This is a genomic window from Clostridium gasigenes (genome assembly GCF_017348895.1).
GTDB lineage: Bacteria > Bacillota > Clostridia > Clostridiales > Clostridiaceae > Clostridium > Clostridium gasigenes.
Genome location: NZ_CP071376.1, coordinates 3,415,389 through 3,428,207, shown reverse-complemented (window position 1 = coordinate 3,428,207; position 12,819 = coordinate 3,415,389). Strand labels below are relative to the sequence as shown.

General features: G+C 28.6%; 15 protein-coding genes. 14 read left to right on the top strand and 1 reads right to left on the bottom strand.

Translation table 11 applies throughout. The features are described from left to right. Nucleotides 1–10: 10 nt before the first annotated feature. The 11 genes from J1C67_RS16030 to J1C67_RS15980 all read left to right on the top strand — a co-directional run bounded on the left by J1C67_RS16030 (nt 11) and on the right by J1C67_RS15980 (nt 9,118). Nucleotides 11–172 (top strand): hypothetical protein, encoded by a 162-nt coding sequence (locus J1C67_RS16030; protein WP_167865186.1) that lies wholly within the window; start codon nt 11–13, stop codon nt 170–172. Nucleotides 173–181: 9 nt separating this feature from the next. Further along, nucleotides 182–481 (top strand): peptidase associated/transthyretin-like domain-containing protein, encoded by a 300-nt coding sequence (locus J1C67_RS16025; RefSeq protein ID WP_089966318.1) that lies wholly within the window; start codon nt 182–184, stop codon nt 479–481. A 15-nt stretch (nt 482–496) separates the two neighbouring features. Further along, nucleotides 497–805 carry a hypothetical protein gene (locus tag J1C67_RS16020; protein ID WP_089966317.1) on the top strand — a complete coding sequence of 103 codons (309 nt, stop codon included), beginning with the start codon at nt 497–499 and terminating at the stop codon, nt 803–805. A gap of 8 nt (nt 806–813) precedes the next feature. After that, nucleotides 814–1,095, top strand: coding sequence for a hypothetical protein (locus J1C67_RS16015; protein WP_089966315.1), 282 nt, complete (start codon nt 814–816; stop codon nt 1,093–1,095). Between the two features lie 60 nt (nt 1,096–1,155). After that, complete coding sequence (locus J1C67_RS16010; RefSeq protein ID WP_167865185.1) at nt 1,156–2,142, top strand: NAD-dependent 4,6-dehydratase LegB; 987 nt, start codon at nt 1,156–1,158, stop codon at nt 2,140–2,142. 36 nt (nt 2,143–2,178) lie between these two features. Then, nucleotides 2,179–2,811, top strand: coding sequence for an acetyltransferase (locus tag J1C67_RS16005; protein ID WP_167865184.1), 633 nt, complete (start codon nt 2,179–2,181; stop codon nt 2,809–2,811). Next, the gene (gene neuB, locus J1C67_RS16000; RefSeq protein WP_089966311.1) at nt 2,804–3,802 is read left to right on the top strand and encodes an N-acetylneuraminate synthase; all 999 of its coding nucleotides are present in this window, start codon (nt 2,804–2,806) and stop codon (nt 3,800–3,802) included. Before J1C67_RS16005 ends, neuB begins: the two co-directional genes overlap by 8 nt. A gap of 44 nt (nt 3,803–3,846) precedes the next feature. Then, nucleotides 3,847–4,986, top strand: coding sequence for a LegC family aminotransferase (locus J1C67_RS15995; RefSeq protein ID WP_167865183.1), 1,140 nt, complete (start codon nt 3,847–3,849; stop codon nt 4,984–4,986). Between the two features lie 19 nt (nt 4,987–5,005). Then, a complete protein-coding gene (locus J1C67_RS15990; RefSeq protein ID WP_167865182.1) occupies nt 5,006–6,052 on the top strand; it encodes a nucleotidyltransferase family protein in 1,047 nt (348 codons plus the stop codon). Nucleotides 6,053–6,061: 9 nt separating this feature from the next. Next, a complete protein-coding gene (locus J1C67_RS15985) occupies nt 6,062–6,760 on the top strand; it encodes an acylneuraminate cytidylyltransferase family protein (RefSeq protein WP_089966304.1) in 699 nt (232 codons plus the stop codon). Nucleotides 6,761–6,919: 159 nt separating this feature from the next. Beyond that, nucleotides 6,920–9,118 (top strand): glycosyl hydrolase family 18 protein, encoded by a 2,199-nt coding sequence (locus J1C67_RS15980; RefSeq protein ID WP_167865181.1) that lies wholly within the window; start codon nt 6,920–6,922, stop codon nt 9,116–9,118. Nucleotides 9,119–9,262: 144 nt separating this feature from the next. Here the strand turns inward: J1C67_RS15980 and J1C67_RS15975 are convergent, their stop codons facing one another. Next, nucleotides 9,263–9,436, bottom strand: coding sequence for a hypothetical protein (locus J1C67_RS15975; RefSeq protein ID WP_167865180.1), 174 nt, complete (start codon nt 9,434–9,436; stop codon nt 9,263–9,265). Nucleotides 9,437–9,669: 233 nt separating this feature from the next. On the opposite strand from J1C67_RS15975, the gene ytvI reads away from it, so the two are divergent. The 3 genes from ytvI to J1C67_RS15960 all read left to right on the top strand — a co-directional run bounded on the left by ytvI (nt 9,670) and on the right by J1C67_RS15960 (nt 12,819). Beyond that, nucleotides 9,670–10,746 (top strand): sporulation integral membrane protein YtvI, encoded by a 1,077-nt coding sequence (gene ytvI, locus J1C67_RS15970; protein ID WP_089966300.1) that lies wholly within the window; start codon nt 9,670–9,672, stop codon nt 10,744–10,746. 185 nt (nt 10,747–10,931) lie between these two features. Then, nucleotides 10,932–11,480, top strand: coding sequence for a sigma-70 family RNA polymerase sigma factor (locus J1C67_RS15965; RefSeq protein WP_167865179.1), 549 nt, complete (start codon nt 10,932–10,934; stop codon nt 11,478–11,480). Next, on the top strand, nt 11,473–12,819 hold the full coding sequence (locus J1C67_RS15960) for a DUF4179 domain-containing protein (RefSeq protein ID WP_167865178.1): 1,347 nt from the start codon (nt 11,473–11,475) through the stop codon (nt 12,817–12,819). Before J1C67_RS15965 ends, J1C67_RS15960 begins: the two co-directional genes overlap by 8 nt.

The following is a 12,819-nucleotide window of genomic DNA, read 5'->3' as shown; positions in this document are numbered from 1 at the left end:
GGAGGATATTATGAGTAAAGAAATAAATGGGCAAATATACAAGGATATCCCAGTTGGAAAAATGAATGTTAATGGTAAAGAAATACAAGGAAGTAAAATAAAATCCGATGATGTTACAGATGGGGTTATGTTAGTAACCATAATCTCAAAGGACGATGAAAATAAAGAGTAGGGCAGAAGTATGAAATCAATAAATAAAAATAATTATATTGTAGTGTCATCAGATTCATTAAGTCAAAATAATAATTGCACATTTATTATTGAAAATAAAAGAACAATTATTAAAGGTGTTGTTACTACAAGAAAAGGAGTACCTACAAAAGGTGCGTCAATTGAAGTGGTTCAGGTTAACATATATGATTCTAAAAGAACTGTTTTAGGTTGTACCTATACGGATAGAAATGGGGAATATGCTTTTAGCATACTTCCCTTATGTAATATGATTTATGAATTTATTGTATACTCTCCTTTAGTGAAATAAATAGGATGTGATATAGTGTCATATTATGGAGGATGCGTTTTAAAGCCAAAAGAATATAACTGCAAAAATGTAGTTAGAAAAACTATTGTAATCAGAAGCCAGAATAAAGCTTTGCTATGGGGAAAGGTTTTAGATTCAAAGGGGAGATATATAAAAAATGCAGTAATTGAAGCAAGTAAAATAGATTGTAATTATAATCCATACAAAGTAACTAAGCTAGGATATACAACAACTAATAATGAAGGTGCGTATAATATATGTGTTAAAAAAGGTAAAAATATATATTATATGTTAAGAGTATATTCTGTTTTAAAAAATAATTAGGTGGAAATATGAATAATTATAAATATAGGTTTAATGGAGGTCAGCTAGTATTAGTAGGGACTGTAATATATGAAAATGGATGTCCAGCTAGTGGAGTAAATGTAGTATTACAATGCATTTGTCCTTTAGGATGCTATTATAGGAACCATCCTAAATGTAAAAAATGCAGATATAGAAAATTACAGTGCTTGTCTATTAGTAAAACAAATGAATGTGGAGAATTTTTATTTGTAATATATAATAGGAATCTTATATATAAGGTTGTAGTAGTTGATAATTTAATAGAGTAATTTTAAAAATTATATATAGAAACTGGAAACAGTTTCTTTTTCATTATAGGGGGAGTAGATTTGAAAAAAATATTAGTAACAGGTGCAGATGGATTTATTGGAAGTCATCTAGTAGAAAATCTAGTTAAGAAGGGCTATAAAGTTAAAGCATTTACTTATTATAACTCATTTAATACCTGGGGATGGCTTGATACTTTAGAAAAGGATATTTTAAATGAAATAGAAATATTTTCAGGGGATATTAGAGATACAAATGGTGTTAGAGAAGCAGTAAAAGGTGTAAGTGATATTTTTCATTTAGCAGCTTTAATAGGAATTCCATTTAGTTATCATTCCCCAGATTCTTATATTGATACAAATATAAAAGGCACATTAAATGTACTTCAGGCATCTAGAGACTTAAATGTAGATAGGGTTTTAATAACATCAACATCGGAGGTATATGGAACAGCTAAATATATACCAATTGATGAAAATCACCAATTTCAAGGCCAATCACCATATTCAGCTTCTAAAATAGGAGCAGATAAGTTAGCTGAATCATTTTATAGAAGCTTTTCACTTCCTGTTACAATAGTAAGACCTTTTAATACCTATGGTCCAAGGCAATCGGCAAGAGCAATAATCCCAACTATAATTACTCAATTGTTATCTGGAGTAAATGAAATAAATTTAGGCTCATTAAATCCAACTAGAGACTTTAACTTTGTATTAGATACAGTTAAAGGATTTGAAGAAATATGGAAAAGTAACAAAACAATAGGAGAGGAAATAAATATTGCCTCAGGTATTGAAATATCAATAGAAGATTTAGTGAAAAAACTAATAAATATTATTAATCCAAATGCAATTATATTAGAAGATAATACTAGGATTAGACCTGAAAAAAGTGAAGTTAATAGGCTTTTAGGATCAAATAAAAAATTAAAAGAATTAACATCTTGGCAAAGTGAATATAACTTGGAACAAGGTTTATTAAAGACTATTGAGTGGTTTAAAAAAGAGGGGCATTTATCAAAATATAAAACTAACTTATATAATATTTAAATTTAATTTAATACTATTTGGTGGTGAAGTTTAATTTTGGAAAAAATTATTTTAATAGGTGCAGGTGGTCACTGCAAAAGTGTTATGGATTCTATAAGAGATAAATTTGAGATAGCTTGTATATTAGATCCAAGTAAGATTGGGGAAATAATTATGGGAACTATGGTTGTAGGATCAGATAATATGTTAAAAGAACTATATTATAAAGGTATAACTAACGCCTTTATTTCTATTGGAAGCATTGGAAATACAACAACTAGAAGAAAAATATATAAAAATTTACAACTAATAGGTTTTAAATATCCAAATATTATTGATAAAAGTGCTAATGTTTCTATATATAGCAAATTAGGAGCGGGTATTTTTATAGGAAAAGGGGCAGTTGTTAATGCGGGTGCAGAAATAGGGGATTTTTCAATTATAAATACAAAAGCTATTATAGAACATGATTGTAATGTTGGGAAATTTGTTCATGTAGCTACAGCAGCAGTTGTTTGCGGAGGGGTGAATATTGGAGATGATTCTCACATCGGAACCAATGCTACTATTTTACAAGGAATAAATATTGGTAAAAATGTAATGGTTGGAGCAGGATCTGTTGTATTGAAAAATTTAACTAATAGCATAAGGGTAGCAGGAAACCCAGCAAAGGAGTTTAAAAATGAGTAAAGTATTTATTATAGCTGAAGCTGGTGTAAATCATAATGGGAGTATAGAAATAGCAAAGAAATTAGTAGATATAGCATTAGATTCAGGTGCTGATGGAGTGAAATTTCAAAGCTTTAAATCAGAAAATATTGTAACTAAAGTTGCAGAAAGAGCTAGTTATCAAAAAGAAAATCAAGGTGGAGAATTAACTCAATATGAAATGTTGAAAAAATTAGAGTTAAGCATAGAAAATCATAAAGAATTGAAAGTCTATTGTGATAAAGTAGGAATAAAATTTCTATCATCACCATTTGATTTAGAGAGTATTGAGTTATTAAAGAATTTAAATTTAGAAATTTATAAAATTCCATCTAGTGAAATAGAAAACCTACCATATTTAAAAAAAATAGGCTCTTTAAATAAGAAAATAATACTTTCAACAGGTATGAGTAATTTAGGAGATGTAGAGTTCGCAATGGAAGTTTTAATACGGGCAGGTGCAAAAGACATTACATTATTACACTGTACATCAAACTATCCAACAGCTATGGAAAATGTAAATCTTATGGCAATGAAAACTTTAGAAGAAAAATTTAATGTTGATATAGGGTATTCAGATCATACTAATGGATCAGAAGTAGCAATTGCAGCAGTTGCATTAGGAGCTAAAGTTATTGAAAAGCATTTTACACTAAGTAAGGAAATGGATGGTCCAGACCATAAAGCAAGTATAGAACCACATGAATTAAAAGAGTTAGTTAGTAAAATTAGAAATATTGAAAAAGCATTAGGAAATAATACAAAAATACCAACAGAATCTGAAAGAATAGTTTCAACATATGCAAGAAAGAGCTTAGTATCATTAAAAGATATAAAAATTGGTGAATACTTCACAAGTGAAAATTTAGGGGTAAAAAGACCAGGGACAGGTATAAGTCCTAAACAGTGGGATATATACTTGGGTAGTAAAGCAAAAAAAAATTACAAAGCAGATGAATTAATAGATGAATAAAAAAAAAATATATAGATATTTATTGAAAATAAGGAGGAGAAGCAATGATACCATTATCAGTTCCGAGTTTAAAAGGAAATGAGATAATATATGCAACAGATGCAATTAAAACTCAATGGGTATCAACATCAGGACAATATGTTACTAAATTTGAAAAATCATTAATGGATTACTTAAAAGTTGAGGATGCAGTTGCAACACAAAGTGGTACGGCATCAATACATTTAGCTTTAAGGTTATGTGATGTTTTACTAGGAGATGAGGTTATTGTACCAACATTAACATTTATTGCAACAGTTAACCCAATAAAGTACTTAGGTGCTGAACCTATTTTTATGGATTGTGATGATAGTTTAAATATGGATGTAAATAAATTAGAAAGCTTTTTAAAAGAAGAATGTGAACTATCAGAAAAAGGCCTTAGAAATAAAGCAACATCAAAAATAATTAAGGCAATAATGGTGGTACATGTTTTTGGAAATATGGCTAAAATATCTGAAATAAAAGAATTAGCCGATAAATATAATTTGAAATTAATAGAAGATGCAACCGAGGCACTTGGAACTTATTATACTGAAGGGAAATATAAAGGTAAGTATGCAGGAACTGTAGGTGATTTTGGGGCATTTTCTTTTAATGGTAATAAAATATTAACAACTGGTGGAGGTGGGTTGCTAGTTGGTAGAAGTAAAGAACTTATAAGTAAAGCTAGATATTTATCTACACAAGCAAAGGATGATGAAGTGTATTATATTCATAATGAAATAGGGTATAACTACAGAATGACAAATTTACAGGCTGCAATTGGTCTTGCTCAAATGGAATCTATAGAAAAATTTATTTCATGTAAAATAAATAATTATAAAATATATAAAGAACATATAGATAAAATTCCAGGATTAAGATTACTAGAGTTTAATAAAACAGCAAGAAATAACTACTGGTTTTATTCTTTAATATTAGAAGGATATTCTATAGAAAGGGATGAACTTTTGAAGCATATGCAAAGAAGTGGTGTTCAAACAAGGCCAATATGGGGGCTAATTCATACTCAGCGTCCATATAAAAATAACCAAACATTTAAAATAGAAAAAGCAAACTATTATTTAGGAAGAACATTAAATATACCGTGTAGTACCAATCTTACTAATGAAGATATACTATATATAGTAAGCAAGCTATAGGGAGGTTAATAATAATCTTATGGAAGTAAGTAAAATAATAATAAATATAGAAACTTCAATTAGAGATGCAATAGAAAAACTTGATAAAGGTGCAAAAAAAATATTGCTAATAGTTAAAGAAAAAAAGCTAATTGGTGTAATTACTGATGGTGATATTAGACGGTGGATATTAAAAAATGGAAATATAGCTTCAAGTGTAGAATTAATAATGAATACTAAACCAATAGTTCTAACATTAGAAAATATTAATAGAGCAAATAAAATTATGATGGAAAAAAGTATTGAAGCAATACCTATTGTAAATAACAATCAGGAAGTTTTAGACGTAGTTTTTTGGAGTGATTTTTTTTATAAGCGTTTTAGCTATAATAATACCAGTAATATACCTATAGTAATTATGGCAGGGGGAAAAGGGACACGGCTAAAGCCTTATACAGACATTATTCCAAAGGGGCTAATTCCAATAGTAGACATACCTATAATAGAGAGGATAATAAATAATTTTATAGAATATGGATTTAATGACTACTATCTTACTTTAAATTATAAAAAAGATATAATAAAAGCTTATTTTAATCAGGTTAATCCATATAAAATTTCTTTTATAGAAGAGGATAAGCCCTTAGGTACTGCAGGGAGTTTAAAACTACTAGATGATATTTTAAAAGAAAGATTTTTTGTAACAAACTGTGATATATTAGTTGAAGCAAATTATTCTAAAATTTTAGAATATCATAAGGTTAATAAATATAAAATAACTGTTGTAGCTGTCCTTAAAAATTATGTTATACCATATGGTGTATTAGAGTTAAATGAAAATGGAGAAATTAAAGGCTTAAATGAAAAACCAAAGCAAGAATTTTTGGTTAATACAGGAATGTATTTATTGGAATCTGAGGTTATAAAGTATATTCCAGATAATACTTATTTTGATATGCCAGAGTTAATAACTAAAGTTTTAAAAATGGGAGAAGTGGTAGGGATATATCCAATTTCAGAAAATAATTGGCTAGATATAGGTGAGTTTGAAGCTATGGAAAATGCAATAGAAAAATTAAAAGTATAAGGAGAAGTAATGTTTAAAGGTAAAAGCTTTTTAGCTATAATTCCTGCTAGAAGTGGGTCAAAGGGATTGAAAGATAAAAATATTATGGAATTAGATGGTAAACCGCTACTTGCATATACGGTAGAATCAGCAATGAAATCAAATATATTTGATAATATAATATTATCTACAAACTCGAAGGAATATGCAAAAATAGGAAATAAATATGGTGCAGAAACTCCATTTCTTAGACCAAATAAACTTTCAGAAGATGATACATCTACAATAGATGTAATAACTTATGTTTTAGAAACTTTAGCTAGTGTGGGAAAGACCTATGATTATTTTATACTTCTGCAACCAACTTCACCTTTGAGAAATGAAAAAAATATATTAGAAAGTGTAGATATATTATTAAATAATAGTGGGAACGCAGTTGTTAGCATATGTGAACTAGATCATCCGTCAAATATAAATACAAAAATAAAATCTAATAACACATTAGATTTTTATGACTTGAAAAAGGTAAGAAGGCAAGATATAGAAAAAGAATATAGAATAAATGGTGCTATTTATATATGTGGCATAAAATATTTTATGAAATATAAAAGCTTTTATAAAGAGAAATGCTACCCATATATAATGGACAAAGCATCGTCTATTGATATAGATGATATTTATGATTTTAAATATGCTGAATATTCAATTAAAAACACAGTTAGCTTGTAGAAAAAACAGGATGACTGTATTTTTTTGAAAATAAAATGCAAAAAACAAATATAAATGCAAAACAATACATATTGTATTGTTTTGCATTTATACTATATAATTTAACAGTAATGTAAAATATATTAAATAATATTAAATAATAAAAGGAGGAGATAGTTAATGAAGGGAATAAAATTAAAAAAGGCAATGGCAGGAATTATGGTATCTGTTTTCACAGTTATGACATTAGTAACACCTGCTAATGCTGCTACTACAAAGGACAAAAAAACGAAAGACTTAGAAAGAAAAGTTGTTGGATATTTTCCAGAATGGGCTTACAAAAGTGAGGTTCAAGGTAATTTCGATGTAGCTGATTTACAATGGGAGTCTTTAACACATATCCAGTATTCATTTGCAATGGTTGGAGAAGACAATAAGATTGCATTTGGAGATAAGTACGCAGCCATAGAAGAGGATTTTTCAAAGTACAAGTTAGAGCGTAATGGGAAGGAAGTCAAATTAGATCCAAAACTACCGTATAAAGGTCACTTTAATGTATTACAACAAATGAAAAAAGAATATCCAAATGTAGATTTATTAATATCTATAGGGGGATGGACAGGCACTAGAGGTTTTTATAAAATGATAGATACAGATGCTGGAATTAATACATTTGCTGATTCTTGCGTTGACTTTATTAGACAATATGGTTTTGATGGGGTTGATATCGATTTCGAATATCCATCATCAGTAGCTACATCTGGTAACCCTGCAGATAAAGATTTATCGGAACCAAGAAGAGCTGTATTAAATGAAAGGTATAACGTTTTAATGAAAACGTTAAGAGAAAAGTTAGATGCGGCTTCAAAGAAAGATAATGAAGATTATTTACTAACTGCGGCTGTTACGGCTTCATCTTGGGTACTTGGTGGGGTTACAGATAACAAATATGCAAGTTATTTAGACTTTCTAAGTATAATGTCATATGATTTTCATGGTGGTTGGAATGAATATGTTGAAAACTTAGCAAATATATACCCAGATAAAGCTGATAATGAAACAACTAATATGGCAATGCCAACTCTTAATATGGATTGGGCATATAACTTCTATAGAGGGGTGCTTCCAGCAGAAAAAATTCTTATGGGAATTCCATATTATACAAGAGGTTGGGAAAATGTACAAGGTGGAAATGGTTCAGGATTACACGGCAAGAGTAAAACACCTGCATCAGGAGAGTACAATCTTTGGGGCGATGATGATAATAAAGATGGAAAGCCAGACCCTGCAGGGGCTAATCCATTATGGCATGTATTAAATCTTATGGAAAAAGATCCTAACTTAAAAGTTAACTGGGACGATGTTGGTAAGGTGCCATATGTTTGGCAAGGAGATAAAAAAGTATTCTTATCTTTTGAAAATGAACAATCTATAGATGAAAGAGTTAAGTACATCGAAAATAAGAATTTAGGTGGAGCTTTAATCTGGGTTATGAATGGTGACTATGGTCTAAATCCTAACTATGTTAAAGGCTCAGATAAAACAAATGAAGGCAAATACACTTGGGGAGATACATTAACTAAAAAGCTAAAAGTCGGATTAGATAAAATGGGAAATTGTAAAGAAACAAAAGAAGATATTGGAAAAAATGAAGTGATTGATGTTAATGTTGATACTAAGATTAAATATGATCATCCAAATGGAGAAACTATATTTACAATAACTAACAATACTGGGGCTACCCTTCCTAAGGGATGGGAAATTCAATTTGATATGCCTAAATCTGCTTTATATGTTGGAGCAGAGGGTGGAACAGGAACTGTTACAGAAGTTGGAGATTTTTATAGAGTAAACTTAAAAACATCAGGTTGGGCGGATACTCCAAACGGTGGAACTGCATCAGTTAAAGCTAAGATGAAGTTATGTTTCTCAGGTGTTAGAAATATAAAGATTAATGGTAAAATTCCTGCTAGTGAACCTATTAATGGTAATCGTCTTCCTACACTTAAAGGTGCTAAAGACCAAGTTGTAGTAGAAGGTTCATCATTCGATGTTATGACTGGCATTTCTGCAAATGATGTAGAAGATGGAAATATAACTAGTAATATAGTTGCATCAGGTATAGTTGATACAAAGAAAGTTGGAACTTATAAAGTAAACTATAGTATTACGGATAAGGCTGGAATCATAGTTACAAAAGATGTAATAATATATGTTGTTTCTAAAGAACATTCAAGTGCAGTGATTTGGAATTCTGGAACTACCTATACAAATAAACAAAAGGTAGTATATGAAGGTAAAATTTATGAAAATATTTCTTGGTGGACACCTGCTGGAACATTACCAACTAGTACAGCTCATTATAAAGTTATTTCTTAGATTGACTAGGGTGTTCAAACTACCAGAGATAGTGCTTATTGATATTGAAGGCTAATAATTAGTCAAGACATTTTATGAATATATGAAAAAAAGGTATGAAGTTAATCTCATACCTTTTTTTGTACTCATATTAAGTTTTAATAATTAGTCTTGGAAAGTAGATAAGCTTTGGCAAGCTACATTTAAAGATGAAATAGCGTTTTCAATTTTTGTTTTATTTTCAGGTTTTTCAGCTGAAATTAAAGCTTGTTGTAATGAACTAACAGCAGTTTGAACAGTACTCATACTTTGGTCTACTTGTTGTTTAGCCTTTCCCATTAGGAACACCTCCTTATTTTGGTTACAATATTAGTATTAGCTAAACTTAAATAATTATTCAATTAATCAAACTCAATTATCTATAAATTTTAATAGATAATTAGATATTTGTTAGTTTTTATATAAAATAAAATTTAATTTCCTATGCTATTATATAGGTCATAGGATATAATAAATATAAAAGAGTATTGAATAATTTAAGGGGAGGACCCATAAAATAATAGGAGGAAATTATGAATATTGAAAAGAAAAAGAATTTTATTATTAATGTACTTTACTATAGTATTGTTATATCAACAATATTTATTGTCATAAAGTATGGGATTGTATGGTTTTTGCCATTTGTGATTGGATTTATGGTAGCATTTATTTTAAAACCATTAATTAATTTAATATCAAGTAAACTACATATTAATAGAAAACCTGTAGCTGCTGTAATTGTCTTATTATTTTATTCTACAGTAGGTGTACTTCTAGTCTTACTAGTAACTAAGGTTTCTATATCCGTAAAGGAGATATTCTTAAAACTTCCCAGTATTTATGAAACAAGTATAGAACCATCTTTATATGGATCATTTGATAAAGTTGAAGCTTTAATGGTAAGGATTGACCCAAATTTGATACAAGGGGTACAAGATATAACCGAGTCATTATCTAAATCACTAGGATCTATAATAGGTACAGTTTCATCTAACGTAATTAGTTTAATATCAACTATGGTAACATCTGTTCCTACAGTTTTTATTGTTATAGGCTTTTCTATTATATCTTCATTTTTCATAGCTATAGATTATAAGGAAGTTACAGGATTTATAGTTAAACAATTTCCTGAAAAGTTACGAATAACTATATTTGATATTAAGGATTATACAGTAGGCACTTTATTTAATCTAATTAAAGCATATAGTATTATAATTAGCATTACGTTTATAGAGCTTTCTATTGGATTGTCAATTTTAGGAGTACACGGAGCTATTGGGATTGCTATGAGTATTGCACTATTAGATATATTCCCAGTAATTGGGACAGGAGGAATATTAATTCCTTGGGTTATTATTCAACTAGCTAGTGGAAACATAGGATTTGCATTAGGACTACTTACTTTATACATTATAATTACAGTAATTCGTAATATAATAGAACCTAAAATAGTAGGTAATCAAATAGGAATTCATCCATTAATAATGCTTATGTGTATATTTATAGGTGTTAGAGTATTTGGATTTGCAGGATTATTTATTTTGCCAATTATAATAATAACACTTAAAAATTTGAATAGCGGTGGTAAAATACATATGTTTAAATTATAAAAATAAAATAATATTAAATTATAATAAGGCTCCTTATTGCAAGGAGCCTTATTTCGTATATATAGTAAAAAATAATGTTAAGGCATATCTAAATTGACTTGTTATTTATTTTACTACGACTAATGAAACCTAAAGCCTTATATCTCCATCTAAATATATGTAAAGAAAAATAAGGAGGGGATAAAATGGAGGCAACTATTAAAGGGGGAACTTACTTTGTGGATAATATAGATGTATATTTAGCTAAAAAGGGGAATAAAGAAGCTTTTGTAAAACTTATAATGGAAAATGAAAAGACTATGTATAGGGTAGCTAAAAATTATCTTTCATCTGATGAAGATGTTATAGATGTTATAGGAGAAGCAACCCTAAAGGCTTATGAAAAGCTAAAATCACTTAGAAATAATTCTTATTTTAAAACATGGCTTATAAGAATATTAATTAATGAATGTTATATAATTCTTAGGAAAAATAAAAGAGAAGTTTTAGATTTTGAAGAATCAGTAATAGATGAAATTCATATTGATAGCTATGAAGATTTAGACTTATATAAAGCAATGGAGCTATTGCCCAGTAATATGAGGCTTGTTTTAAGTTTACATTATTACGATGATTTATCAGTAAAGGATATAAGCTGTGCATTAGATATAAAAGAAAATACTGTTAAAACAAATTTAAAAAGAGGAAGAGAAAAATTATATGATTTGTTAAAAGGGGGAGATCATCATGAGTAAGGATTTTGAAATAGATAGCTTCTTGAAAAATAAGTTTGAAGATAATGATAATATCCAAGTGCCAAATGAAGTACATCTATCATTAGAAAAGCTTCTTAAGAACTTGCCAGAAAAGAAGAAGTCACATAAAATAAGAAAAAGTTTAATAGCTGCATCGGTAGCTGGAATACTATTTATGGGGACAGCTATTACATTTCCAGCCTTTGCAGAAAGCTTACCATTAGTAGGAGATTTTTTCAAAGTGCTTAATGAGAATAGTGAACATAAAAATTTTGTAGGTGAAGTTGAGGAAAATTCAACAGATATAGTAGGAAAGGTTTTGGATAGCAATATTGAGATAACACTTATGACAGCAGTTCCAGATAAAACAGGCATAACTATTGGATATTATATTAAAAGTTTGGATGGAAAGTTAGATATGCCTCAACTTTGGAATTGTAATGTAGAAATAGATGGAAAGCTATATATACCGGAATTTGATAATATAATTCATGAAGAAAAAGAAGATGGTCACTATCATATAACTAACCTAATAATACCAGATCTTCCTGAAAAATTTAATTATAAAATTAATTTTACAAATATAACAGGTATAGATGGAAATTGGATCTTTAGTGGAAGTTTAGATAGGACTAATATGGATAATCAAACAATTGAAAAGACACTAAATATTGAGAAAGATACTTTTATAGGTAAAATAGAGGTTAAATCAGTAACTAAAAGTCCATTATATTTAAAGATACAGTATGTTGATTATAGCAGAAGAAACTGTATAAGTTTTGATGAGAACTATGAAGAAAAATATGATGATAGATATTCAAGATATTTTAGATTTGAAGAGCCTAAAGATACCATAGGTTATATGAGTAGTAGAGGTGATGAAAATGGATTAACAACAGTTATATATACTGGATTTGATTCTGATTTGAATTATATGGATATAGTTCCCGTAGAGATGTATAAGGGGGATCCAAATATTAAAGAAATTAATCCTAAAGAGTGCATTGATAAGGTAGTATATAATGGTAAGGCTGGAGTTTTAACAATAACAGATTATAAAGAAGAGGGAACAGAAAAATTTGTTAAGGTTAAAATCAGAAATAATGATGAAAAAAATCTTGGAACAATAGTTTATAGATTAATGTCTGGAGAAAAAGTAAATAGTTTTGGTTATTTAATTAATGGAAGATCAGTGGATACTACTGATGGAGAAGACAAATTGAAAAATGGAAATGAAGTTTGGCTTAAATATGATGGAGATAAGCTCTTTATAGAAGGTGATAGAGAAAATGCATATATAAAGGAAGATACAGAAAATAAAATAAGAATAGACTTTTAA